This is a genomic window from Archangium violaceum Cb vi76 (genome assembly GCF_000733295.1).
Lineage (GTDB): Bacteria > Myxococcota > Myxococcia > Myxococcales > Myxococcaceae > Archangium > Archangium violaceum.
Genome location: NZ_JPMI01000079.1, coordinates 35,001 through 59,362 on the forward strand (window position 1 = coordinate 35,001; position 24,362 = coordinate 59,362).

The 24,362-nt window shown below is 68.4% G+C and carries 24 protein-coding genes; 12 read left to right on the forward strand and 12 right to left on the reverse strand.

Going from position 1 to position 24,362, the window contains the following annotated elements; genetic code table 11:
* Nucleotides 1-37: 37 nt before the first annotated feature.
* Nucleotides 38-634 (reverse strand): hypothetical protein, encoded by a 597-nt coding sequence (locus Q664_RS12665; RefSeq protein ID WP_235216673.1) that lies wholly within the window; start codon nucleotides 632-634, stop codon nucleotides 38-40.
* 3 nt (nucleotides 635-637) lie between these two features.
* Nucleotides 638-1,168 (reverse strand): DUF4920 domain-containing protein, encoded by a 531-nt coding sequence (locus Q664_RS12670; RefSeq protein WP_043394071.1) that lies wholly within the window; start codon nucleotides 1,166-1,168, stop codon nucleotides 638-640.
* A 66-nt stretch (nucleotides 1,169-1,234) separates the two neighbouring features.
* Here Q664_RS12670 and Q664_RS12675 point away from each other — a divergent pair, with 66 nt between their 5' ends.
* Together Q664_RS12675 and plsY are read left to right on the forward strand one after the other, a co-directional pair.
* On the forward strand, nucleotides 1,235-1,666 hold the full coding sequence (locus Q664_RS12675) for a DUF2752 domain-containing protein (RefSeq protein WP_043394072.1): 432 nt from the start codon (nucleotides 1,235-1,237) through the stop codon (nucleotides 1,664-1,666).
* Between the two features lie 9 nt (nucleotides 1,667-1,675).
* Complete coding sequence (gene plsY / locus Q664_RS12680; RefSeq protein WP_043394073.1) at nucleotides 1,676-2,257, forward strand: glycerol-3-phosphate 1-O-acyltransferase PlsY; 582 nt, start codon at nucleotides 1,676-1,678, stop codon at nucleotides 2,255-2,257.
* Here the strand turns inward: plsY and Q664_RS12685 are convergent.
* From Q664_RS12685 to Q664_RS12695, 3 genes are all read right to left on the reverse strand, one after another.
* On the reverse strand, nucleotides 2,174-3,412 hold the full coding sequence (locus Q664_RS12685) for a THUMP domain-containing class I SAM-dependent RNA methyltransferase (RefSeq protein ID WP_043394074.1): 1,239 nt from the start codon (nucleotides 3,410-3,412) through the stop codon (nucleotides 2,174-2,176). The genes plsY and Q664_RS12685 overlap by 84 nt on opposite strands.
* 24 nt (nucleotides 3,413-3,436) lie before the next feature.
* Nucleotides 3,437-3,718: an antibiotic biosynthesis monooxygenase family protein gene (locus tag Q664_RS12690; RefSeq protein ID WP_043394075.1), complete on the reverse strand. Its 282-nt coding sequence runs from the start codon at nucleotides 3,716-3,718 to the stop codon at nucleotides 3,437-3,439.
* 159 nt (nucleotides 3,719-3,877) lie between these two features.
* Nucleotides 3,878-7,015, reverse strand: a complete 3,138-nt coding sequence (locus Q664_RS12695) for a DNA translocase FtsK (RefSeq protein ID WP_043394076.1) — start codon at nucleotides 7,013-7,015, stop codon at nucleotides 3,878-3,880.
* Between the two features lie 183 nt (nucleotides 7,016-7,198).
* Between Q664_RS12695 and Q664_RS12700 the strand changes: the two genes are divergently transcribed.
* Genes Q664_RS12700 through gatB form a run of 4 tightly spaced genes read left to right on the forward strand, consistent with a single transcriptional unit; the run spans nucleotide 7,199 to nucleotide 10,756 of the window.
* Nucleotides 7,199-7,528, forward strand: coding sequence for a TFIIB-type zinc ribbon-containing protein (locus Q664_RS12700; RefSeq protein ID WP_043394260.1), 330 nt, complete (start codon nucleotides 7,199-7,201; stop codon nucleotides 7,526-7,528).
* An 18-nt stretch (nucleotides 7,529-7,546) separates the two neighbouring features.
* Nucleotides 7,547-7,834, forward strand: a complete 288-nt coding sequence (gene gatC / locus Q664_RS12705) for an Asp-tRNA(Asn)/Glu-tRNA(Gln) amidotransferase subunit GatC (protein WP_043394077.1) — start codon at nucleotides 7,547-7,549, stop codon at nucleotides 7,832-7,834.
* Nucleotides 7,835-7,838: 4 nt separating this feature from the next.
* Nucleotides 7,839-9,299, forward strand: a complete 1,461-nt coding sequence (gene gatA / locus Q664_RS12710) for an Asp-tRNA(Asn)/Glu-tRNA(Gln) amidotransferase subunit GatA (RefSeq protein ID WP_043394078.1) — start codon at nucleotides 7,839-7,841, stop codon at nucleotides 9,297-9,299.
* 17 nt (nucleotides 9,300-9,316) lie between these two features.
* A complete protein-coding gene (gatB, locus tag Q664_RS12715; protein WP_043394081.1) occupies nucleotides 9,317-10,756 on the forward strand; it encodes an Asp-tRNA(Asn)/Glu-tRNA(Gln) amidotransferase subunit GatB in 1,440 nt (479 codons plus the stop codon).
* A 37-nt stretch (nucleotides 10,757-10,793) separates the two neighbouring features.
* Here gatB and Q664_RS12720 read toward each other — a convergent pair whose 3' ends face one another.
* Both Q664_RS12720 and Q664_RS12725 read right to left on the reverse strand, forming a co-directional pair.
* Nucleotides 10,794-11,162 (reverse strand): hypothetical protein, encoded by a 369-nt coding sequence (locus Q664_RS12720; protein WP_152622062.1) that lies wholly within the window; start codon nucleotides 11,160-11,162, stop codon nucleotides 10,794-10,796.
* Between the two features lie 16 nt (nucleotides 11,163-11,178).
* A complete protein-coding gene (locus tag Q664_RS12725; protein WP_043394084.1) occupies nucleotides 11,179-12,294 on the reverse strand; it encodes a restriction endonuclease fold toxin-2 domain-containing protein in 1,116 nt (371 codons plus the stop codon).
* A gap of 144 nt (nucleotides 12,295-12,438) precedes the next feature.
* Here Q664_RS12725 and Q664_RS12730 point away from each other — a divergent pair, with 144 nt between their 5' ends.
* Nucleotides 12,439-14,097: a flavin monoamine oxidase family protein gene (locus tag Q664_RS12730; RefSeq protein ID WP_043394086.1), complete on the forward strand. Its 1,659-nt coding sequence runs from the start codon at nucleotides 12,439-12,441 to the stop codon at nucleotides 14,095-14,097.
* Nucleotides 14,098-14,115: 18 nt separating this feature from the next.
* Here the strand turns inward: Q664_RS12730 and Q664_RS12735 are convergent, their stop codons facing one another.
* A complete protein-coding gene (locus Q664_RS12735; protein WP_043394088.1) occupies nucleotides 14,116-14,541 on the reverse strand; it encodes a hypothetical protein in 426 nt (141 codons plus the stop codon).
* Nucleotides 14,542-14,850: 309 nt separating this feature from the next.
* Between Q664_RS12735 and Q664_RS12740 the strand changes: the two genes are divergently transcribed.
* Nucleotides 14,851-18,381: a DEAD/DEAH box helicase gene (locus Q664_RS12740; RefSeq protein ID WP_235216674.1), complete on the forward strand. Its 3,531-nt coding sequence runs from the start codon at nucleotides 14,851-14,853 to the stop codon at nucleotides 18,379-18,381.
* A 61-nt stretch (nucleotides 18,382-18,442) separates the two neighbouring features.
* Here Q664_RS12740 and Q664_RS12745 read toward each other — a convergent pair whose 3' ends face one another.
* The 3 genes from Q664_RS12745 to Q664_RS12755 all read right to left on the reverse strand — a co-directional run bounded on the left by Q664_RS12745 (nucleotide 18,443) and on the right by Q664_RS12755 (nucleotide 21,099).
* Nucleotides 18,443-19,312, reverse strand: coding sequence for a hypothetical protein (locus Q664_RS12745; protein WP_043394090.1), 870 nt, complete (start codon nucleotides 19,310-19,312; stop codon nucleotides 18,443-18,445).
* A gap of 148 nt (nucleotides 19,313-19,460) precedes the next feature.
* Nucleotides 19,461-20,126 carry a hypothetical protein gene (locus Q664_RS12750; protein ID WP_043394092.1) on the reverse strand — a complete coding sequence of 222 codons (666 nt, stop codon included), beginning with the start codon at nucleotides 20,124-20,126 and terminating at the stop codon, nucleotides 19,461-19,463.
* Nucleotides 20,127-20,136: 10 nt separating this feature from the next.
* A complete protein-coding gene (locus tag Q664_RS12755) occupies nucleotides 20,137-21,099 on the reverse strand; it encodes an isopenicillin N synthase family dioxygenase (RefSeq protein ID WP_043394094.1) in 963 nt (320 codons plus the stop codon).
* Between the two features lie 174 nt (nucleotides 21,100-21,273).
* Here Q664_RS12755 and Q664_RS12760 point away from each other — a divergent pair, with 174 nt between their 5' ends.
* Entirely contained in the window at nucleotides 21,274-21,552 is a 279-nt protein-coding gene (locus tag Q664_RS12760; RefSeq protein WP_043394096.1) for a hypothetical protein, read from the forward strand.
* 48 nt (nucleotides 21,553-21,600) lie between these two features.
* On the opposite strand, the gene Q664_RS12765 is transcribed toward Q664_RS12760, so the two are convergent.
* On the reverse strand, nucleotides 21,601-21,948 hold the full coding sequence (locus Q664_RS12765; RefSeq protein ID WP_043394098.1) for a hypothetical protein: 348 nt from the start codon (nucleotides 21,946-21,948) through the stop codon (nucleotides 21,601-21,603).
* 277 nt (nucleotides 21,949-22,225) lie between these two features.
* Between Q664_RS12765 and rplU the strand changes: the two genes are divergently transcribed.
* From rplU to obgE, 3 genes are all read left to right on the forward strand, one after another.
* Entirely contained in the window at nucleotides 22,226-22,534 is a 309-nt protein-coding gene (gene rplU / locus Q664_RS12770; protein ID WP_043394101.1) for a 50S ribosomal protein L21, read from the forward strand.
* A gap of 60 nt (nucleotides 22,535-22,594) precedes the next feature.
* A complete protein-coding gene (gene rpmA / locus Q664_RS12775; protein WP_043394103.1) occupies nucleotides 22,595-22,861 on the forward strand; it encodes a 50S ribosomal protein L27 in 267 nt (88 codons plus the stop codon).
* 132 nt (nucleotides 22,862-22,993) lie between these two features.
* Nucleotides 22,994-24,361 (forward strand): GTPase ObgE, encoded by a 1,368-nt coding sequence (gene obgE / locus Q664_RS12780; protein WP_043394104.1) that lies wholly within the window; start codon nucleotides 22,994-22,996, stop codon nucleotides 24,359-24,361.
* Nucleotide 24,362 lies beyond the last annotated feature (1 nt).

Sequence of the window (24,362 nt, forward strand, 5' to 3'; positions counted from 1 at the left end):
TCCCGGAGGGAGAGGGGATATGCCTTGGGTCAGGGGCTCAGTAGGGGACGTCTTCCTCGGTGGGTCGTTGGGCCTCCGCGGCGGCCTGTGCCTCTCCAGCGGCCTGGATGTCCTCGGCCGTCTGTCCCCGGCGGGGCAGGGGGATGTACTTCACCTCCGGCACCGCCTCCTGCACGTCCTTCACCGGTACCACCGCGCCCACCGTCGTGTAGCGGATGGCTCCCGTCTGCGTGAAGGTGTGCCGCAGCTCGTACGACTTCGCCCTCGGCAGGAACCACTCGCGCACCGTCTTCAGCGGCAACACGTGCAGCTCCCCCTGCGCCAGGAACACGTACACCAGCAGGTCCGCGCCGCTGTACAGGAAGCACCCCGGCGTGTCCCGCTCCAGGTTGGACACCAGCTCGAAGAAGTAGCGCCGGCGCCGGGGTTGCCGGTCACCCTTCACCTCGATGCCGCGCACCTCTCCCGAGGGCAGCTCCCACAGGAGGTCCACCCCTCGGTGCTGGAAGCGCGGATCGTCCTGCACGTCATGGACGCGCGAGCCGGGCTCGGTCGCCAGCAACCAGTTCCGGGCGTATTGCACGGCCCGATCGGCCGCGCCCATCACGCCCCTCATGCTGAAGCCGCGTGCCATCGCTCAGCGGCGCAGTTCCACGCCCGTGGCCACCAACTGCACCTCGCGCGGCTTGCCGTCCGCGCCGCGAGGGACGATGGCGCCCTCCGCCTCGTAGTGCTTCGCCATGGACTCGCTCAGCTCCGTCACCTTCACCACGCCCTCCACCCGCGCCGCCGAGCCCGCCGAGTCCAGCGGCACGAAGAAGCCGTAGTCCTTGAACGTCACCCGCACCCCGGCGCCCTTCGCTCCATCGGCGAGCTCCATCCAGCAGCCCTTCTTCTGGCACGCCTTGCGCACCTGGCCCTCCACCCGCACCGTCTTGCCGTCGTGCGGCTGCGGCTTCGCCAGCAGCTCGGAGAGCTTCACCGCCGGAGCTCCCTTGAGCGCCTCGCCACGCGTCAGCGTCCAGCCATCGGTGGGCTTCTTGGCCTCGGCGGGCGGCGGCGGGTGGGGGCAGTCCTCTTGAACGGCCGGCTTCGAGGCAGGAGCCTCGGCGAGCGCCATGAGGGGAAGGGCCAACAGCGTCAGCAGGGCGGAGCGGAAGGTCTTCATCCCCCACGGATAGCCCGAAGCCTTTGTCCGGGCAAGGTGCCCGCCATCCCGGTTACACTACCGGACGTGAAGGTCACCCTCCCCAAGCCCAACCGCACCTTCGGCCCCGCCGATGTGCTCGGCCTCGTGGGCCTCTTCGGACTGCTCATCGCCCGCTACATCCCCGTGGCCCGGATCGTCCCCTTCTGGGGTTGTGCCCTGCGAGAAACGACCGGCTGGCCCTGTCTCGGCTGCGGATTGACGCGGGTGGCCGACCGGGTCGCCCACTTCAACTTCGCCGGCGCCTGGGACGCCAACCCGCTCGGGACGGTGGCCGCCCTCTTCTTCGCCCTCATGATCGTGGTGATGGTGCTGCACCTCGTCTTCGCCATGCCCATCCCCCGGCTCCACCTGTCCCCCACCGAGTGGCACTGGGCCCGCATCACCGTCGCCACCGTCGTCCTGCTCAACTACGCCTGGGTGGTGGTGAAGACGAAGTTCCCCCACCTGCTCACCTAGGACGCTCCCGTGCACCCCGCCGCCCTCCTGCTGCTCGGCTACCTGGCGGGCTCCGTGCCCTTCGGGGTGCTGCTCACCCGCTGGGTCCGCGGCGTGGATGTGCGTCAGAGCGGCAGCGGCAACATCGGCGCCACCAACGTCACCCGCGTGGCCGGCAAGAAGCTCGGCGCCGTGGTGCTGCTGCTGGATGCCCTCAAGGGCGCCCTCGCCGTCGCCCTGGCCCTCTGGCTCGAGCCCGAGGCGCCCCGCCTGCATGCCGCCGTGGGCCTCTCCGCCTTCCTCGGCCACGTCTACCCCGTCTGGCTCAAGCTCCACGGCGGCAAGGGCGTGGCCACCGCGCTCGGGGTGCTCGTCGTCCTCGTGCCGCTGGGGGCACTCGCCGGGGCACTCGTCTACGCCGGGCTCGTGGCCGCCTGGCGCGTCAGCTCCGTGGGCTCCCTGGCCGGGGGGGTCACCGCTGTCGCCGTCGCCTCCCTCACCGCCCGCGCCCCCGAGTACGCGTGGCTCTCAGCGCTGCTCTTCGCCCTCATCGTCTGGACGCACCGCAGCAACATCCAGCGGCTCATGCGGCGCACCGAGCGGCGCTTCTGACTTCTGCTCGCCCCCGCGCGGCGAATAACCCAGCAGCGTGCAGGCGATGGGGCCGTTCCACAAATCCCTCCGGCTCCGGGGCCGCGAGTGGAAGGCGCTCTCGAAGGCCGGGTTGCCCGAGAGCACCCAGACGCGCCAGCCCGCCTGCGCCCGCAGGCTGTCGCCCAGCTTGAAGTAGAAGCTCTTCATGCCCTTCTGCCCGCCCGAGCCCAGCCGGTCTCCATAGGGCGGATTGGTGAGCAGCAGGCCCCCCGAGGCGGGCAGGGGAGGCAGCTTCGTCGCGTCTCCCTCCTCGAGGAGGATCTCCTCGGCCAGCTTCGCCGCCTTCACGTTGCGCCGTGCCGCCTCCAGCGCCTCGGGGTCCTTGTCGAAGCCGAGAATCGGGACGGCCACCTTGCGCTCGTTGCGGCGGGCATCCGCGCGCAGATCCTCGAGCAGCTCCCGCGCCCGCGCGCCCAGGTGCGGCCACTTCTCCACCGCGAAGTCCCGGGCGATGCCGGGCGCGCGCCGCCGGGCGATGAGGCCTCCCTCGATGAGGATGGTGCCCGAGCCACACATCGGGTCCACCAGCGCCTCCTCACCCGTGTAGCCCGCCGCGCGCAGCAGGGCCGCCGCCAGCGTCTCCTTCAGCGGTGCCGGAGTGGGCCGCACCCGGTAGCCCCGGCGGTGCAGCGGCTCGCCACACAGGTCCAACGAGAGGGAGAGCCGCTCGCGCACCAGGTGGGCGACCACGCGCACGTCCGGATTCCGGGGGTCCACGTCCGGTCGCGCGCCCTGCTTGTCGCGCATCCGGTCCACCACCGCGTCCTTCACCTTCAGCGCCACGAAGCCCGTGTGGCTGTGCTCACTGTCCTTGAGCGTCGCCTCCACCGCGAACGTGGTCTCCGGCGTGAGGTGCTCCTCCCACGGCACGCTCGCCACTGCCTCGTACAGGCCCTCGGCTCCATGAGCCTCGAACTCGCCCAGCGGGTAGAGCACGCGCATGGCGATGCGCGACCAGAGGCATACCTTCAGCGCCTCGTCGAGCGAGGCCATGAAGCGCACCCCGCCCCGGTCCTGCCGGATGCGGCGCGCTCCGAGTTCCTTCAACTCCTCGGCCAGGAGATCCTCGGTTCCGCGGGCGGTGGTGGCGAAGAGGGCGAGACGTTCAGCCATAGGGGGCTCGCCTTATCAAGCTGCTCACTCCGCTACCACCTCGTACATGCTGAAGGTGGCGTCCTGCCGGGCACTGGCCGCCTTGGTCGCCTTGAAGTCCTCCGACTGGAAGTAGGCCTTCAGGCACTCCCGGTCCCTCCAGCGCGTCACCAGCAGGAACTCGGGCTCCGGCTCGAAGGAGCGCAGGACCTCCAGTCCCAGGAATCCCTCGTACTGGTCCACCCTGCGCGAGCGCTCCCGGAAGGAGGTCTCCAGGCGCTCGGCCTCCTCGGCGGACGTCCGGAAGCGATTGATGGTGACGATCATCGTGGGGCAACGGTCATGGGTGCGGCTTGCTTCCCTTGGGAAGTGGATACCCTCACCCCAGCCCTCTCCCAGAGGGAGAGGGGGCATACACGGATTCAACCAGGGGTCTTGATACCCTCACCCCGTCCCTCTCCCGGGGGGAGAGGGGATGTTGGGGGGTCAGGCGGCTCCGGCTCCGGGCATCTCGCCTACTCCGCGGATGAGCACCTCGCGCGGCTTGGCTCCGTCCGCCGGGCCCACCACTCCGTCCCGCTCCATCCGCTCGATCATTCGCGCCGCCCGGTTGTAGCCGATGCGCATCTTGCGCTGGAGCATCGAGATCGACACCGCCCTCATCTCGCTCACCGTCGCCAGCGCCTGATCGTACAGCTCGTCGGACAGCTCGTCCTCCTCGCCACCACCGCCCTCGCCCTCATCGTCTCGCGGCTTGAGGATGGAATCGTCGTAGACGGGCTTGCCCTGCGCCTTCAGGTGATCCACCGCGTGCTTGATCTCGTTCTCCGAGACGAACGCGCCGTGCACACGCTGCAGGTGCGCGCTCGTGGGCGGCATGATGAGCATGTCGCCCATGCCCAACAGCGCCTCGGCGCCCACCGTACCCAGAATCGTCATCGAGTCCGGCTTCGAGCGCAGCATGAAGCTGATACGCGTGGGGAAGTTGGCCTTGATGATGCCCGTGACGACGTCCGTGGACGGACGCTGCGTGGCCACCATCAGGTGGATGCCGGCCGCTCGAGCCATCTGCGCCAGGCGCGCCACGTACGTCTCCACCTCGCGGCTGGCCACCATCATCAGGTCCGCCAACTCATCGATGATGACCACGATGTACGGCAGCTTCTTCCACTCCCGCTTCTCCTCCCGCGACGACTCGGACTCCCCGGCCGCCTCGAGCGCCGCCTCCACCGCGTCGGACATCCCGTCGTCGTCGTCCTCGTCCCCGGCCTGCATGCTCTCCGGAGCCTCTTCGGGCTCGGGCAGGGCCTCGCGCAGCTCCTCCACGTCGTCCTTCGGGGCGGCGACCCCGGGACCCGCGTTGGCGCTGGCGGAGTGGGACTCCTCGATGATGGCGTCCTCGGGCGTGGCCACGTCCACCACGACCACCTTCTTGGGCTTCTTCGGCGCGGCCTTCTTCGCGGACTCCTCGGCGGGCTTCGCGTTGGACTTCTCCGCGTCCTGCGTCTCCACGAACTTGTTGAAGCCGGCGATGTTGCGCACGCCCGCCTCGGACAGCATCTGGTAGCGCCGCTCCATCTCCTCCACGGCCCAGCGCAGCGCGAGCGCCGCCTTCTTCGGATCCGTCACCACCGGCAACAGCAGGTGCGGAATGCCCTCGTACACCGAGAGCTCGAGCATCTTCGGGTCCACCATGATGAAGCGGACCTCCTCCGGCGTGGACTTCAGGAGGATGCTCATGATCATCGAGTTCACCGCCACGGACTTACCCGAGCCGGTGGTACCCGCGATGAGCAGGTGGGGCGCCTTGGCCAGGTCGAAGACGTACGGCATGCCCTCGATGTCCTTGCCCACGCACATGGTGAGCCGGCTGGCCGACTTCTGGAACACGTCCTGCTCGGCGATCTCCTTGAGGTACACCGTCTCGCGGTCGCGGTTGGGCACCTCGATGCCCACCACGCCCTTGCCGGGGATGGGCGCCACGATGCGCACCCGCATCGCCTCCATGGCCATGGCCAGGTCGTCCTGGAGCGCGGCGATCTTGCTCACCTTGATGCCGGGCCCCGGGAGGAACTCGTACATGGTGACCACGGGACCGGGGCGGATCTCCACCACCTCGCCGGAGATGCCGAAGTCCGCCAGCTTGGCGCGCAGCTTCTCCGCCGTGGTGAGGAAGGCCTCCTTGTCGAGCGCCGAGCGCTCCTTCTTCTCGATCTCCAGCACGTCCAGCGGGGGCAGCGAGAAGCTGGTGCGGCCACCGACGAACTGGAACTGCTCCTGATCCTTCTTCTTGATGGTGACGGCGGTGGGCTTGGGCGGGGCCTTGGGCTCCACGATGAGCGGCGTGCGCGCCAGCGCCGAGGGCGGAGCCGGCACGATGGCCACGGGAGAGGCCGGAGCCTGGGCCGCCGGAGCGGGCGCCGCGGCCAGGGGCACAGCGGCCACCATGGGCTCGGAGGCCTGCGCGTCGGCGGGCGCCTCGGGACCCGTGACGATGTTCGGCGCCTTGCCCCGCTTGCCCTTCGCGGCATCGGCCGGAGGGGCGGCGACAGCGGGGAGGGCGGGGGCGGCGGGCAGCGCGTTGGCGGCGGGCGAGGGCGACAGGAAGGCGGCCCACGCGGGATCCGCTCCCGGCGCCGGGCGAGCGGGCGCGGCCGGAGGCGTCACGATGACGGGCTGCTGGCCCGCCTCGGGCTTCTTCTCCCGGGCGGCCAGCTTCGCGGCCTCGCGTGCATCCTTGGCGGCCAGCTTCGCCGCGGCGGCGCGCTCCTTCTCCTCCTGGCGGGCCAGACGCACGGCCTCCTCGGCCATGGCCTCCTGCTCGGCCTCTTCCGCCTCGAGGGCCAGACGCTCGGCCTCCTCCAGCTCGGCCTCCTCCTCCTCGAGCTCCGCGAGGAAGGCGTCCTCCTCCTCCTTCTCCTGGGCGGCGCGCACCTGGCGCTCCTTGTAGGCCTCCTTCTGCTGCTCCCAGAAGAGCAGGGCGTTCTCCTGCACGCGCCGGCCCACCACACAGGCCCCGGCCCACGCCAGCGAGCACAGCTTGAGGAAGGTGTACTGCGTGCCGACGATGAGCGCGGCGGCGCACACCGTGGTCACCAGGATGATGGTGCCCACCGTGGAGAACATCCCCACCAGCATGCCGCCGAGCGTGGCGCCCACGAAGCCGCCGGGCGGGTGGGCCTGGCCGGGCTGGGTGCCGATGAAGAGCTGGGCCAGCACCGCGCCGCTCAGCGTGAGCAGCACGAAGGCCACCAGCTGCGGCCAGCGGCGCCGCTCCCGGTTGCCCACGAAGACGACCATGGCCGCGTAGACGCCGCACAGGGGGAGCAGGTAGGCCCACACCCCGAGCATTCCCCGCAGGCTCTCGGCGATGAGATGGCCCATGGGCCCCACCGCGTTCTCGAAGCCCGGGCCCCTGCGGTCCTTCGCGCTGAAGGTCGCCACCGACACCAACGACAGGACCGAGCCGGCCATCAGGACGAGGCCCAGCAGCGCCCGTTGTCCAGGCCCTGACTCTCCATCGATTCCCTTCTGCGCCTTCTTCTCGGCCAGGGCCTTGCGGCGCGTGGCGATCTCCTGCCGCGAAAGGACCGTCTTCTCCGCTCTGGCCTTCCGTTCCGCCATGACTCCCTCTCACTCCCCGTAGCGGGCTGTAGCAGCCGTCCGCGGAGTGTAGGGAGGGAGGGGGTCCGGTCAATTTTCCGGCGGCCGTCCAGAGGTACACGGCGCTACCACTTTGAAGCACCACCCGGGAGCGGAGCATGTATGTTGCCCCGGCTGCGTCGTGGAACCAAGGAGACCTACATCATGTCCACCCAGGACAAGCCGTCGTCGACTGAAGAGGAGTACTTCGCTCGCGAGGAAATCGAGAAGAAGCGCAAGCTGGCCATCCAGCAGTCCCAGTCGATGGCCGCCCAGCAGCGCGAGGACCTCAAGAAGCTGCACTTCATGAAGTGCCCCAAGTGCGGCATGGACCTGCAGGTCCTCATGCGGGGCGACATCGAGATCGACACCTGCTTCAACTGCCACGGCATCTTCCTGGACGGGGGCGAGCTGGAGCGGCTCCAGAAGCAGATGGCGCACGAGAAGGATGGCCGGTGGATGGGCGCCGTCCTCAACCTCTTCAAGAACAAGTAGTCCGCGGAGGTCTGGTCCATGAAGCTCACCGTCGAGCAGGTCCGGCACGTGGCCACCCTGGCCCGGCTGTCGCTCTCGTCCGAGGAGGAGGAGCGCTACGCCACGCAGCTCTCCGCCATCCTGGACGCGGTGGCGCAGTTGCAGGAGCTCGACGTGAGCGGAGTGGAGCCGACCTCGCATGCCACGCTCGCGTCCTCGCTGCTGCGCGAGGACGTGGCGCGGCCCTCGCTGCCACCCGAGAAGGCGCTGGCCAACGCGCCGGCCAGGGTGGGCACCAGCTTCGCCGTCCCGAAGATCCTGGAGTGACGCCATGCAGCTGACCGACCTCACCCTGCTGGAGCTGGCGGCGAAGCTGGCCTCGGGGGAAACCACCTCCGTGGAGGCCACGCGGGCCTGTCTGGCGCGCATCGCCCAGGTGGATGAGAAGGTGAAGGCCTTCCTGCGGCTGGACGAGCACGGCGCCCTGGCGGCCGCCGAGGCCAGCGACGCTCGCCGCGAGAAGGGCAACCCGCTCGGGCCCCTGGATGGCGTGCCCGTGGCCGTGAAGGACATCTTCCTCACCGAGGGCGTGGAGACGACATGTGCCTCGCGCGTCCTCGAGGGCTTCGTTCCCCCGTACGACGCCACCGCGGTGCGGTTGTTGAAGGAGGCGGGGACGCCCATCCTGGGCAAGCTCAACCAGGACGAGTTCGCCATGGGCTCGTCCAACGAGTCGAGCGCCTATGGCCCCTGCCACAACCCGTGGGACGTGACGCGCACGCCGGGAGGCTCCTCGGGAGGCTCGGCGGCGGCGCTGGCGGCGCGCGAGGTGTTCGGCACGCTGGGCACGGACACGGGTGGCTCCATCCGCCAGCCGGCGGCGTTCACCAACACCGTGGGCATCAAGCCCACCTACGGGCGTGTGTCGCGCTACGGCGTCATCGCCTACGCCTCCTCGCTGGATGCGCCGGGCCCCATGGCTCGCACGGTGGGGGACGTGGCGGCGCTGCTGCAGGTGCTGGCGCGGCATGATCCGCTGGACTCCACCTCGGCGCCGGCGGACGTGCCGGACTACCTGGCGGACCTGGAGCACGGAGTCGCGGGCCTGAAGCTGGGCGTGCCCCGCGAGTACTTCGTCGAGGGCATGGACCCCGAGGTGGAAGCCTCCGTGCGCGAGGCGCTGAAGGCCTACGAGCGGCTGGGCGCCACGTTGGTGGACGTGTCGCTGCCCCACACGAAGTACGCGCTGGCCACCTATTACCTGCTGGCCCCGGCGGAGGCCTCGAGCAACCTGGCCCGCTACGACGGCGTGCGCTACGGCCGGCGGGCGCGGGAGGCGAAGGGCCTCCGGGACATGTACGGCCTGTCGCGTGACCAGGGCTTCGGCCCCGAGGTGAAGCGCCGCATCATGCTGGGCACCTACGCGCTGAGCGCGGGCTACTACGACGCCTACTACCTGCGGGCCCAGAAGGTGCGGACGCTCATCCGCGACGATTTCGCGAAGGCCTTCACGCAGGTGGACGCGCTGGTGACGCCCACCTCGCCGGTGCCGGCCTTCAAGCTGGGCGAGAAGGTGAACGACCCCGTGTCCATGTACCTCATGGACGTGTGCACGCTGCCGTGTAACCTGGCGGGACTGCCCGGCGTGTCGCTGCCGTGCGGCTTCACGAAGGCGGGCCTGCCCATCGGGTTGCAGCTCATGGGCCGCCCGTTCGACGAGGCGAAGTTGCTGAGGATCGCCCGGGCCTTCGAGCGCGAGCACGACTACGTGCGCCGCCCGGCCCCCATCTAGAGAGTTCCGGAGACGCCATGCCCCTGAGCGATTTCCAGCCGGTCATCGGGCTCGAGGTCCACGCCCAACAGCTGACGCACACGAAGATCTTCTGCAACTGCGCCACCAGCTTCGGCGCGGCGCCCAACCACAACACCTGTCCGGTGTGTCTGGGCATGCCCGGCGTGCTGCCGGTGCTCAACGCGAAGGTGGTGGAGTTCGCCATCCGCACGGGATTGGCGCTCGGCTGCACCCTCAAGAAGACGAGCGTGTGGAGCCGGAAGAACTACTTCTATCCGGACCTGCCCAAGGGCTACCAGATTACCCAGTTCGACCAGCCCATCTGCGAGTGGGGACAGCTGACCATCGACACGCCCGAGGGCGAGAAGGTCATCCGCGTCCGCCGCATCCACATGGAGGAGGACGCGGGCAAGAGCGTGCACGACGCCTCGGCGGCCGAGAGCCTGGTGGACCTGAACCGCGCGGGCGTGCCGCTGCTGGAGATCGTCAGCGAGCCGGACCTGCGCGGTGCGGACGAGGCGGTGGAGTACCTCAAGGCCCTGCGGGACGTGCTGGTGTACATCGGGGTGAACGACGGGAACATGGAGGAGGGCTCGCTGCGCTGCGACGTCAACGTGTCGGTGATGCGCAAGGGCAGCACGGAGTACGGCCAGCGGGTGGAGCTGAAGAACATCAACTCGTTCCGGTTCATCAAGCAGGCCACCGAGTATGAAATCTCCCGGCAGGTGGATCTGCTGGAGTCGGGCGGGAAGGTGGAGCAGGAGACGCGGCTGTACGACCCGAACAAGGGCGTGACGCGCTCGATGCGCTCGAAAGAAGAGGCGCACGACTACCGCTACTTCCCGGAGCCGGACCTGCCGCCGCTGCACCTGGCGGATGCGCAGATCGACGAGGTGGCGAAGTCCCTGCCAGAGCTGCCTCGGGCGAAGGTGTCGCGCTTCACGAGCCAGTACGGGTTGCCGGCGTATGACGCGAAGATTCTCTGCGCGGAGCGCCCGCTGGCGGACTACTTCGAGGCGGTGGCGCAGCACTTCAAGGACTACAAGCGGCTGTCGAACTGGTTCCTCGGAGAGCTGCTGCGGCTGTTGAAGGAGGAGGGCGGGAGCGTCACCACGCTGCGCTTCACGACGGTGCAGTTCGCCAATCTGCTGACGGCGGTGGAGAAGGGGAGCATCTCGGCGAACGCGGGCAAGGACGTGTTCGGGGAGCTGTTCCGGACGGGGAAGGACCCGGAGGCGATCATCGCGGAGAAGGGCCTGGCGCAGGTGAGCGACACGGGCGCCATCGAGGCGGTGGTGGACGAGGTGCTGGCGAAGAACGCGGGCGAGGTGGAGAAGTACAAGGCCGGGAAGAAGCACATCTTCGGCTTCTTCGTGGGCCAGGTGATGCGGGCCATGAAGGGCAAGGGCAATCCGGCCCTGGTCAACGAGCTGCTCAAGAAGAAGATCGGGGAGTAGTCCTCCGAAGAGGATCCCAATCCGCCTTGGCGTGGGCTTACCCACCACTCGCATGGAATGCTTGAAGGATGTCCTCGGCTGTCATGGGCGGAGTCACCTTGACCTCACCGTTCATACCCTCATCGCAGAAGATGAGGCGCAAGTGGGGCGGAATGAGGGTGCGGCACCACTGGACGAACTCGGACATGTCCTGGAGGTCACCCTCGAAGTTGATTGAACTCCTCGTTCGGGCGAGCAGTCCTTCCACGGAGGAACTCGCCATGGGGACTTGGAAATCCAGGGCATAACTCCCCTCGGGATTGGAAAGCTGCTCCACCGTGGTTCCAGGCCATCGTGTTATCAGCCTGGAGGCAAAATCAGGCACAGGCGGAAGTCCGTTTGTCTCCGTGATGATGTAGTACTTCAAGTGGTTTTTCCTTGCATCAGGGGCGAACGAGAACTTCGCCAGGAATACTGAGCCGCGTGAGTAAGGCCTCGAAAAAGGGAACAGCCATTCCGTCGTTGACGATGACTTCGAGCGCGACGATCGGGTTGTTGGGGTCTTTGATGACAGTGGCGTAGCGTTCGAACTCAGCGATGACGCCCGTCTGGATGGCGAGTCGTACGCCCTCGTCGCACTTGGACCCGGGTATGAACGGACTCTTGTCAGGAGTACCGATGTGCTTGACCTCTACTATCCTCGCGCTCTCTGGTCGGGCACCGTCCGCCCAGACATTTTTGCCACCTCCAGAAACCTGGATTTCTTCCGGGCCCGCGTGTTTTCTCTGGTATTGGAATGCCTCCGAATCCTGGCGGGCTGGTCTCCGTTTCACTTTCTCCAACCATGCCTTGAAGGCCGCGATGTCCACCCTCTTGGACTTCGCGGGATCTGGATGCACCCGCTCGCCGCCGGAGCGTCCGCCCGCGGTGGCTAGAGAGGGCGCTACTCCAGTTCCAGGCACGACACCTGGCTTGACCCCCATGGAGTTGCCCACTCGCCCACCACTGGCCACCGGCACGAGTTCGGGCTGCAGTACGAAGGGGTGAGCGGGAGGGCCTGTTTGTTTCTGTGCCTTGCCCGACACCCTCTTCATCAGGATGAACGTCACGACGCTCACGCCCACCGTCGCTACAGCTCGCGCAAGGTGCTTGGCTGCTGTGTCGAGGCCCGCTTCATCGCGCGCTTCGCTTGCGTACCTGGCGTAGTTCCACAGCAAGTCCTTCACCGCGGCCGTCTGCGCTGCGGCCATCGTGACACCCAATGTCAGCAACGCCGCGTCCACTGTTTGGCCGAGCACTGGAATCCCCTGGCTGCCAATCCATGCCGTGGTCATCGTTCCCAGCAATGTCAGGCTCTCTGGAGACACCATTGCCTGCACTTCCTGCATCGTCTCCTCGGGGAGCATCCTCATGGCGCGTATGAATGCGCGGCAGAGCTTCTCCGACTTCTCCATCTTCTCGATGGCCTGAGGCCGCGCATGGCACAGCCCATCCTCCACCGGGCTGGAGAACGCAGGCTCTGCGAACAGAAGCCCCAAGAAAAAGAGGATGATTCTCATGGATGGGTACCGGGTGCAGTGGTCATGCCGGGCTGGAGCGTAGCCTTCCAGGGCAGGTTCGTGTTGAGTGGTTGGGGCAGAGCGGCTCGTGGCATTGCTCGTGCGGGTGGCAGTGGCAGGCTGTGACGCAACGAGGAGGCGCCCATGGCCCGAACCCCGCTGCTTCGCTCCCTGAAGCAACTCGCCGCTGAGCACCGGCTCTCCGTCCGGAAGGGCCTTCCGGTGAATGCACTCCGCGAGGCGCGGGTCCAATCACGTGAACAGCGGCCCGGGAGCATGAGCCGCCGTGGTTTTCTCGTCGGTTCGGCGGCCACCCTGGCCACCCTGGCTGCTTGCCGGGCCGCACCGAATCGCGACGCTCCGCGCATCGCGATCGTCGGAGCTGGGATCGCCGGACTGTCCGCGGCGCTCACGCTGGCGGATGCGGGCATCCCCTCCACCCTTTACGAGGCCTCGGAGCGCGTGGGAGGCCGGATGTTCTCCAACACCACCTACTTCGATCAGGGGCAGGTGTTCGAGTGGTATGGCGAACTCATCGACACCGGCCACGAGACCATTCTCTCCCAGGCCAGCCGCTTCGGGCTCGAGCTGGATGATCTCCTCATGGCGCAGCCCATGCCCTCGGAGGAGACGTATTACTTCTTCGGGAAGTACTACCCGAAGGCCGACGCGGACCGGGACTTCCAGTCCATCCTGCCGGTGATCGAAGAGGACGTGCGCCTCGCCGGGTACCCGACCACCTTCGCCCAGTCCACGCCGCACGGGCGGATGCTCGACAGCATGAGCGTCCATGAGTGGATCGAAGCACGCGTGCCTGGCGGGCATTCCTCTCCTCTCGGCGCGCTGCTCGATACCGCGTACTTCATCGAGCTCAACTCGGATACCCGTGAGCAGAGCGCGCTCAACATCGTCTACCTCCTCGGCGCTCAACCCGACCCGGCACACCTGGCCCTGTTCGGCGAGTCCGACGAGCGCTACCGCATTCGGGGCGGAAACGATCAACTCCCGCGGGCCATCGCCGCGTACCTCGGGGCCGAGTCCATCCAGACCGGCATGCGGATGGAGGCGCTCTCACGCACTCCGGCGGGGGCCTATGCACTCACCTTTGCGTCCAAGGGCTCCCGTGTGACGCAGGTGGTGGCGGACATCGTGCTGCTCACGTTGCCATTCGCGGTGCTGCGCGAGCTGGATTACGGGCGCGCGGGCTTCGACTCGCTCAAGCACCAGGCCATCCAGGAGCTGGGCCGGGGCCGCCAGAGCAAGCAGCACCTCCAGTTCACGCGGCGCCTCTGGAACGAGCAGGGGCCTCGCCCCGACCCCGGCACGGGCGGCAGCTACTCCGACACCGGGTACCAGTCGACGTGGGAGGCCTCTCGTGGCCAACCCGGGGACCACGGCATCCTCGTTGGCTACGCCGGAGGGGCCTTCGCGGATGCCATGGAGACCCCGGAGCCCATCGCGACCTCGGAGCTCGATGCGGTGCGCGCGGACGCGCGGCGCTTCCTCTCCCAGGCCGAGCCCGTGTTCCCCGGCCTCACCGCCCTGTGGAATGGAAAGGCCACCATGGGACTCCCGCAGCTCGATCCGAACTTCAAGTGCTCCTACTCGTACTGGCGCCGAGGCCAGTACCAGACCTTCGCCGGATACGAGGGCGTCACGCAGGGCAATGTGTTCTTCGCGGGAGAGCACACGTCCATCGACTTCCAGGGCTTCATGGAGGGCGGTGCCTCCGAGGGCGTCCGGGCCGCCCAGGAGATTCTCGCCACGCTCAGCCTGCATCACCGGATGCAGGCCGTTCCATGAGATGGGGCTCGTGGGGCGCTACTTCTTCGTGAGCGTGCCCTGCTCGACGAGGGCGACGTCGCCGTCAGCGGACGTCTTCCACTGGAGTTCGAACTCCTCGGCGTCCGCGTGGTGCAGCTCCCCGCTGCTCAGGATGTGCTCGGTGCCGTTGATGACGCACTTCTGGTTCGCCTCGAGATCCGCGCCGTATCCGCCGTGAGCATCGCTCCCGTGGCTCGCCAGCAGGGTGCAGGCCGCGTCTCCGGTGCGCTCGCGGACGATCTGGATGACGCCGGTGCTCTTGTCATGGGTGACCGTCCAGATGTCCTTCACTGCCGTTGCGGCCTCCAGTTCCGTGGCACTCGCCGCGCGCTTCGAGGTGCCTTCGTAGGTTCCCGACCAGTCCTGCACGGCGCCGCAGCCAACGATGAGCGAGAGAGCGAGAACGAAGGTGAGCTTCTTCATGATGGGTACATCCTCCTTGTTGTGGGCCGCCGCCCATTGCAGGCCTCGGGCCACTTCCGCCCCGCTGGAATCCCGAGGGTTTGCGTGTTACCCGGCCCGAGCAACACTCCCGGCATGACGCCGCTGCCATGGCATCCGTGCCCCATCCGGTGGCGCCTGCTCCCTCGCGGCCCAGGCAGCACAACCCGGGGCTGAACCGGACTTCCCTCGCGATTACACTCCGCCGCCTCCGTGTCCCTCCTCACGCCTCGCACCCCCGCCTCCTCCGGACCTGTCTCTCTCCCTTCTCCTTTCGGGACCCGGAAGGACTTGGAGCAATGGGCGGAGGCCCACTCGCTCCAGGACGCCCTGGCGACCTCCGCGGAAGTGCTGCTGCCCGCACTCGCGGTGGATGAGGCGCAGAAGAACAGCTTGCGCTACGCGCTCAGCGGCCTCCCGATCCGGGACATCGGTTCTCGCGAAGGGGCCGCGCGCTATCTGGCGGCTCGTGCTCGCGGTGTGCTCGAGGAGGCGGTGCCCCTCGCGGTCGCCGCGTTCCTGGCCGATGAAGCGGAGTCCATCCGGCTCGGGGTGCTCGAGGAGGTCTCGCGTCCGGAGTCGCACGAGGACCCCGCCCTCGCGGTGCTCTGGTCTCGGTTGATGCAGCTCCGGCGCGGCATCCGCCCTCGTGCCAATCCCCGCTCCCGCGTCGCACGGGCCTCCGGCACCTGGTCGTTCCTCGCCGAGCCCTGTGCCGTCTCGTGGAAGGAGCGCTGGCGGCGTGTTCGGGGTGGGCCGTCCTATGGCTCCTTCGCCGCCGAATCGAGGCTGTCGTTCCCGAATGACGGCGAGCCCCGGCTCGAGTGCACCTGTGAGGCCCGGGGCGGTGGCTGCACGCATGCTCTCGCGTTGCTCGACGCCACGCTGGACCTGCTCGAGGACCCCGCGCGGCGCGACGAGGCGCGCGTCCTGGCCGATGAGCTTTTGCGTCCCTCCTGGGCCCGGGCCCTCAAGGCGCTCGAGGTATTCGAGGCGAAGCTCGCCGAGCCGCGCACCTTCATCGAGGTGTGGTGGCGCATCGAGCATGAGCTCGGGATGCTCACCGCGGTGCCCTCGGTGAAGAAGCGGAACCGCCGGGGCTCGTTGTCCTCGGGGGCGCGCACGACTCCCGCCCGCCTGCTCGATGAGCACCGCGACTCCCTCTCCGAACAGGATCTGCGCGTCGCCGAGCTCTTCTCCTCCTGGTCGGCACGTCCGGGCGCTCGGGGCAGCACATACGCGGCCCGTGCCTTTCTCGCGCTCGTGGGACATCCGCGCGTGGCGCTCGACGTCTCGCCCGATGAGCCGCTCGAGCTGAAGCGGGTCCGGCTGGGATTCATCGCGGTGCCGTCTGGCGATCACATCCGGCTCGAGCCCTCCGTCGACGGAGAGGTCTTCGATGCACGTCTGCTCACCGCGTTGATGAAGTCCTTCGTGCCGGGCGAGCCGCTCTTCACCGCCGAGGAGCGGAGGAGCCGGTGCCTGCTCATCGACGTGAGCGACGAGGCCCGCCAGCTGTTCGAGCTGCTCCAGAAGCACGGCGCGCGGTTCCCCCCCGAGGCGCAGCAGCCGTTGCTCGAAAGGCTCTCGCGCCTGGAGGCCCGCCTCCCGCTGGTCGTCCCGGAGTCGCTCAAGGGCCGTGAGGTCGTCTCCGAGACGGAGACGGTGGTCCGGCTGAGGCTCCTGCCGGACGTATCGCTCGAACTCGAGCTGCTCGTGCGTCCGGGTCCGGGTGCACCACTCTTCCATCCGGGCGTGGGTCCCCGGGACGTCCTGCTGCTGCGAGGCGCCGAGCGCGCGTACGTGCGGCGCTCCCTGCTCACCGAGGATGAGCGGGCGCGCGCGATGCTCTCGACGCTTCCGCTCGCCAACTCGGAAGAAGGCCCTCCCTACTGCTTCCGGATGAAGGACACCGACTCCGCCTTGGAGCTCGTGGCCGCGCTGCAGAATCCGCCGCGTGGACTTGCCGTCGAGTGGCTCGACGAGAAGCCGAGGGTCATGTCGTCGGTCGGCCCCGAGGCGCTCAAGGTCCAGATCGAGCGGAAGCGGGATTGGTTCGGCATCAACGGCCAGCTGAAGGTCGAAGTGGGCCGGCTCGAGCTCGCGGTGTTGCTCGATGCGGCGCGGCGGCAACAGCGTTTCGTTCGGGTCGACGAGCGGCGCTGGGTCGAGCTCAGCGACACGTTGCGCCACCGGCTCCAGGCCGTCTCCGACCACGCCTTCATTCGAAGCGGAAGGGTGGAGCTGTCACCCGGAGCCGTCCCCGCGATCGAAGCACTCGGCGGCGAGGGAGCGGAGGTGGAGGCGGCTCCCTCCTGGAAACTGCTCACCGAACGCCTCGCGGCCTCGTTGTCGCTCCGGCCCAAGCCGCCTGCGGCGCTCAAGGCGACCCTCCGTGACTATCAGGTGGAGGGGCATGCGTGGCTCAGCCGGGTCGCCGCGTGGGGCGCGGGTGCCTGCCTCGCGGACGACATGGGCCTGGGGAAGACGGTGCAGGCGATCTCGGTGCTGGTGGACCGGACGCGCCTGGGGCCCGCGCTCGTCCTTTGCCCCACGTCCGTGGGCTTCAACTGGGTGGCGGAGCTCCGCCGGTTCGCGCCCGAGCTCCGTCCCATCCTCTACGCCGAGCAGCCGGATCGCGCGGGATGTCTCGCGAAGCTCACGAAGAAGGACGTGCTGATCGTCAGCTATGGCCTGCTCACGCGGGACATCGCGAGCCTGAGCGCCGTCACCTTCGCCACCCTCGTCATCGACGAGGCCCAGGCACTCAAGAATCCGGCCACGCACCGGGCCCGTGCCGCACGGAAGCTGAATGCCGGCTTCCGGCTCGCGATGTCGGGCACGCCCCTGGAGAACCATCTCGGGGAGCTGTGGAGCCTCTATTCCATCGTCTTCCCCGGCCTGCTCGGGAGCTGGGAGCAGTTCCGTGAGCGCTTCGCCGCGCCCATCGAGCGCGGCAAGGACCCCGAGGCCCGAGAGGCGCTCGCCCGGGTGATCAAGCCCTTCCTGCTCCGTCGCACGAAGCGCGAGGTGGCTCGCGAGCTGCCGTCCCGCACGGAGATCCAGGTCCCCGTCGCGCTCTCCGAGGAGGAGTGGGCCCTCTACGAGGACGCGCGCCTGGCCGCCGTGGCCGAGGTCTCGAAGGAGGGGAGGAGCGTGCGCAACGAGCAGCAGCAATTCCAGGTGCTCGCGGCCCTGACGCGCCTGCGGCTGCTGGCCTCCCATCCGCGGCTCTACGACTCGAAATCGAGCGTCAGCTCCTCCAAGATGCGCCGCCTGCTCGAGTTGCTCGAGGAGCTCCGTGACGCGGGCCACCGCGCGCTCGTGTTCAGCCAGTTCACCTCGCACCTCGCCCTGGTGTGCGAGGAGCTCGACCGGGCGGGGTTCCGCTACCAGTACCTGGATGGCTCGACCCCGGCGGGTGCCCGGGCGAAGCGGGTGGAGGCCTTCCAGCGCGGCGAGGGCGACCTGTTCCTCATCTCGCTGAAGGCGGGAGGAACGGGCATCAACCTGACCGCGGCCGACTACGTCATCCACCTGGATCCCTGGTGGAACCCGGCGGTGGAGGATCAGGCCACGGATCGGGCCCATCGCATCGGCCAGGAGAAGCCCGTCACGGTGTACCGGCTCGTCACCCGTGGAACCATCGAGGAGCAGATCCTCTCGCTCCACGCGGACAAGCGCGCGCTCGTGGCGGGTGTTCTCGAGGGGACGGACGCCGCGGCGCGGCTGACGACGAAGGATCTCCTCCAGCTGCTCGAAGCGGGCGGTGCTCCGGTGGGCGAGGAGACGTCCTCCGCGTCCGGAAGACTCGTGCACTGAGGCGCGGGGGCGAGCCGCTGAAGATGAATCCGGTCTCCAGCGGCTCGGGCCGTGCGCGCGGCTACTTCACCTGGCGCATCTGGCTGAAGAGGGCGTACTTGATGCCGTTGGCGTCCAGCGGATTGTCCTTGTCGTCGCGCAGCTTCCGGGCCCTCGCCATCCAGGCCTCGACGTTGGGGCCGTTGGCGCCGTTGCCGAAGACGAGGGTGTGGGCCTCGTCCAGCAGCTTGCGCAACTGGTCGTCGGTGATCTTGGCCTTGGGGTCGCTGTTGTAGGTGCCACGCAGCTTGGAGAAGAGGGCGTACTTGATGCCGTCGGCATCCAGCGGCCTGGAGGGATCCTCCGGGTGGTCACGCAGCTGCGTGGCGAGGTCGAGCAGCTCCTTCGCCTTGGCGGCGTCGGGCTGGGTGCCGGGACCAGCGAAGAGCTGGTAGGCATCGTTCACCAGCTTCTTCAGCGTGGGCTCGTCCAGCGTCTTCGTCTGCTCCTTGGTCTTGCCGGTGCGCAGCTCGCTGAAGAGGGTGTACTTGATGTCGTCGAGACTCAGCGGCTTGGAAGGGTCCTCGGGGCGGTCACGCAGCGTCTTGGCCCGGTTCATCCAGCCCTCGAGCTGGGCCGGGTCGACATCGCGGCCGAAGATCATCTGGTGGGCCTCGTTCAGCGCCTTGCGCAGCTGATCGTCGGTGAGCTTGCTGCCCGTCACCCCCGGCGCGGCGTTCTCGGGGGGAGGGGGCGGCGTCATGACGACGGGCGTGGCCGCGGCCTCCACGGAGAACGTGTTCATCCTCACCGCCGTGTCGAAGCCCGTCTGGAACGTGCTCGCGCTCCGGGCCGTGGTGGTCCGCGCCGGTGCCGCCGGGGTGCCCTTGCTGCTCTCGGTGGCGGTGGTGTTCTGCGTGGGCACGGACGGCCGGTTCTGTCCGACTTTCATGGTGTTCTCCCCCCTGGGGAACGGGATGCAGCGAGAAAGTGAAGACGCCTCTGGCCCTCAGATTATCGGGATGACCTGGATGGAGTTTCGTGCCCGGGCGCAGGGCCCTCCAAAGGTCTGGAAATCAATGGTTCATGGGCTCGATGGGTCAGAAAAGCCGTACTCCCACGAAGAAGGCGGTGCTGAGGCCGAGCTGGAGCCACCGGCGATCATCCTCGGTGAAGTCATAGGTGCCCCGGGTGAGGGTGAGCGCATAGGTGCCGGTGGAGAAGCGGAGCCGGGCCTCGAAGCCCAGGAAGAAACGAGAGGCGGAGGGGAAATAGTTCCCTCCCATGCCGAGCCCGAGGACGGCGCCCCGGCCGCGGCCCTCGAAGCGGTAGCCGGGGGCGGTGACGGTGGTGTGCGGCTCGAGCACGCCCCCCAGGAGGACGCCGAAGAGGTCCATCCGGCTGTAGTTCCGGTTGGTCACGGTGAAGTGGTAGCCCAGGCGGCCCACGACGGAGAGGTCCCAGCGTGAGGTGTCGCGCTCGGAGAAGAGGTTGGGAACCCAGCAGGCCAGCGCGCACAGGTTGGCGCCGAGCTCCGCGCCGAGGGAGAGCGTACCGGCGGCGATGGGCAGCACGCCGGCCTCCACGGTGGCACCGGCCTCGAGGGACAGGGGGAGGAGCGAGGCGGCCGCCTCGACGCGCAGGTCGACGTTGCCCGGGCGCAGGAGGGGACGGGGCAATTCCTCGGCTCCGGCCACGCCGGGAGCCATCGCCAGCCATCCGAGCAGGAGCAGGTTGAAGCAGCCGACGTGCGTGGGAGTCTCCACGCCGCCGAGGCTACTTGATGAGGCCGATCTCCCGCAGGCGCTGCTTGAGGAAGGCGTCGGCGGTAATGGGGGGCTGGCCCGGCTTCTCCGGCGTCACGGTGCCGGGCAGGGGCTCGAGCACGCACTCCGGATAGGGGTGCACGAAGAAGGGCATGGAGTAGCGCGTGTTGTCCTCGGCGGCCGAGGGCGGGTTGACCACGCGGTGGGTGGTGGCGGGGATGACGCCGTTGGTGATGCGGCTCATCATGTCGCCCGAGTCCACGACGATCTGCCCGCGCAGCGTGTCCACGGGAATCCACTCGCCGTCGCGGGTGAGGATCTCCAGGCCCGAGGCGGTGCCCTCGCACAGCAGGGTGAGCAGGTTGATGTCCTCGTGCTCGGCGGCGCGCACCGCGCCGGGGATGAACTTCTCCTTCAGGGGCGGGTAGTGGATGACGCGAAGCACGGAGGTGCCGTCCTGCGCCATGTCGCTGAAGGTGTTGCGCTCGATGCCGAAGTACTCGGCCACGGCCTGCAGCATCAGCCCCGCGGCCTCGTCCAGCGCGTTGAAGAGGGCGAGCGTGTTGGAGCGGAAGGACGGCACCTCTTCCGGCCAGACGTTGTAGGCGGCGGTGTCCGGGCGGCGCGGGTGGCCCTCGGGGAGGTCACGGCCCACGTGGTAGAACTCCTTGAGGTCGCCCACGGTGCGGTTCTTCGCGTGCTCCTTGCCGAAGGGGGTATAGGCGCGCTGACCGCCGAACTCCGCCACGTGGTAGCGGTGCTTCACCTGCTCCGGCAGGCGGAAGAAGGACTCCACGTCCGCGTAGGTGCGGCGGATGAGCCCGTCGTCGATGCCGTGACCCTCGACGGAGACGAAACCGAACTCCTTGAGGGCCTCTCCGAACACCCGGACGAAGCGGGCTCGCTCCTCGGGGTTGCCGGAGCGGTAGTGGGACAGGTTGACGAGGGGGATGCGGCGGGGGGAAGGAGACATGGCGGGCCTACTCTAGCCGCCCTCCAGGGGACAGGTGAACTGCCCTCCCACCCCGACGCGGCGGCCGTCTGGTTGACATGCGCACCTTTCTCCGGCAGTCACGCCCCCGGACACCAAGTGAATTTCCGCCTCCTGTCGCCGTGGGGCGGGGTTCCGATGAGGGAGGGAAGACCCATGAGGATGTTCCGGATTCAGATGGCCGTGGCGCTGGCCTGCGGCAGTCTCGTCGTTGGTTGCACTACCACCGAGCAGCGGTTCTGCGAGCGCGCGGATGAATGCAACTTCCTTCCGGCGGGCCTGAGCGCGGATGAGTGCACGGACCAGTACACCAAGTGCACGAGCGATCTCACCTCCTCGGAGCGCGCGGACTGGGACAACGGGACGAAGGACTGCCTCGAGCTGCAGTCCTGCACGAACTTCGTGAACTGCTTCCAGAACGTCCCGGGCTGCTAGGCGGTCCGCGGTCCGGCTGGCTTCTGGGCTCGTCCAGGAGCCACCGGGCTAGAAGATGGCCGCCTCGCACGCGTTGCTGAGGGCGTTGCCGCCGCTGTCACAGGCGGTGAGGGCCTGGAAGAAGGGCTCCTGTTGCTCGAGCTGGCAGGTGCCGAGCCGCTCGTAGCACTCCACCTGGGCCTGGAGCCGCTCCAGGTCTTCCCCGTCGCACTCCTGGAGGTTCTGCTCGCACCGGCCGGCCTCGAAGGCGGGCAGGGGGGCCTGCTCCACGCAGGCCTGGGACTTCCGGGCCACCTCCGCATAGGCCGCCGCCAGATCCTCGCAGGCGGTGCTCCGGCACCCGCCCAGGAGCACCGCGGCGGCCAGGGGGGCGAGCATCCATCCGGACTTCCGCATCGGGAGCACTCCTTGTAGAAGGGGAGGGCCCAGCCTAGCGGCGGGGCAGGCGGCCGGGCGGGCTGGGGAGCACCGCCTGTCCACGGGTGGGCAGGGCGAGGGGTGGGGGCTCCGGGAGTGCACTCCGTGCGCCACCGCGTGCTATCTGCCTTGACTCCCCTGTCCTTCTCCCGTAGATCGGGCGACCTTTGCATCGTAGGACGGTTTTTCACGTCCGAAATGCACGCCGGCCTTTCACGGGTTGAATCAACCCGGAACAAAACTCAGGGGTTCAACGATGTACGCAGTCATTCGCACGGGCGGGAAGCAGTACCGCGTGGCCGAGGGCGACGTGCTCCGGATCGAGAAGGTCACGGGAGACGTCGGCGCCGAGGTGACCTTCAACGAAGTCCTGATGCTCGGTGGTTCGGACAGCCCCAAGGTGGGCCGTCCGACCGTGTCGGGCGCCAGGGTCGTGGGCAAGATCCTTGCCCAGGACAAGCACCGCAAGGTGCTGCACTTCCGCAAGGAGAAGGAGGGCTGGACGCGCCGCCGTGGCCACCGTCAGCCCTACACCGAGGTCAAGGTGACCTCCATCTCCGGCTAGTCCGGGTCACAACTTTCCGGAGCGCTGTGAGGCGCGCCGGCCTCATCAGGAATCGGTGTCATGGCTCATAAAAAGGGACAAGGTTCTTCGCGCAACGGTCGCGATTCCAATCCGAAGTACCGCGGCGTGAAGGTGTTCGCCGGCGAGACTGTCAGCGCGGGGAGCATCCTCGTGCGGCAGCTCGGCACGGTGATCCACCCGGGCGCCAACGTGAAGCTCGGTCGTGACTACACCCTGTTCGCCACGGTGGACGGAGTGGTGAAGTACGAGCGCCAGGGCCGGGACCGCAAGAAGGTCTCCGTGCACCCGGCGCAGACGAGCGCCTAGTCCGCGCGTCGTCTGAAAGGGGAACGGGCCCTGGCCGGTTCCCTGTTTGCCTCGTGAGCGGGTCGCTCCCGGTCCATACGCCTCCTGGCGTGGGACATGGAGGCGGCCCGTTCCGCATTTCTGGGGTCTGGGATGAAATTCGTCGATGAAGTCCGCATCTTCGTGAAGGCCGGAGACGGGGGCAACGGGGCCGTTGCCTTCCGCCGGGAGAAGTACGTCGATCGCGGCGGCCCCAACGGGGGCGACGGTGGAGACGGTGGCTCGGTCATCTTCGAGGCCGATCCGCAGCTCACCACGCTGCTGGACTACCGCTACCAGCAGCACCACCGGGCCAGGAATGGCGAGAACGGGATGGGCAGCGACTGCAATGGCCGCTCGTCCGAGGATCTGATCCTCAAGGTGCCGGTGGGGACGATCATCCGCGACGTGGACACCGAGGAGGTGATGGCGGACCTGAACACGGCCGGCGAGCGCACGGTGGTGTGCAAGGGCGGCCGGGGCGGGTTGGGCAACATGAACTTCGCCACCTCCACGCGGCAGACGCCGCGCTTCGCCCAGGACGGCACCAAGGGCGAGGAGCGCACCCTGCGGCTGGAGCTGAAGCTGCTGGCGGACGTGGGGCTGCTGGGCTACCCCAACGCGGGCAAGAGCACGCTCATCTCCATCGTGAGCCGGGCGCGGCCGAAGATCGCCGACTACCCGTTCACCACGCTGGTGCCCAACCTGGGCCTGGTCCAGTACAAGGACGGCCTGTCCTTCGTGATGGCGGACATCCCCGGAATCATCGAGGGCGCCAGCGAGGGCGTGGGGCTGGGGCACCAGTTCCTGCGGCACGTGGAGCGCTGCAAGGTGCTCATCCACCTGCTGGACATGGGCACCGAGGTCGAGGACCGCGAGCCGCTCAAGGACTTCGACGTCCTCAACGAGGAGCTGCGCAAGTACAGCGAGGAGCTGTCGCGAAAGCCCCAGGTGGTGGCCGCCAACAAGCTGGATCTGCCGCACGCGCAGGAGCGGCTCGAGAAGGTGACGGAGGAGATGCGCAAGCGCGGCATCGCCGTGTTCCCCGTCTCGTGCGCCACGGGCCTGGGCATGCAGCCGCTGCTGGACGCGGTGGCCGAGGTGCTCTTCACCGGCCGCACGGACAAGCTGCACGTGGAGCCGCCGCCCAAGCCCCGGGCGGAGAAGAAGGCCGCTCCGGCCCCCGCGAAGAAGGCCGCGGCGGCGGAGAAGGCGGCGCCCGCGAAGAAGGCGCCCGCGAAGAGGGCCGCGGCGGCGAAGAAGGCGCCCGCGAAGAAGGCTCCGGCGGCGAAGAAGGCTCCGGCGGCGAAGAAGGCCCCGGCCAAGAAGGCAGCGGCGGCGAAGAAGGCGCCCGCGAAGAAGGCCCCGGCGAAGAAGGCCCCGGCCAAGAAGGCGGCGGCGAAGAAGGCCGCGGTGAAGAAGGCACCGGCTCGCAGGGCGGCGGCGAAGAAGGCCGCGCCGAAGCGGGCCCGGAGGTCCTGAC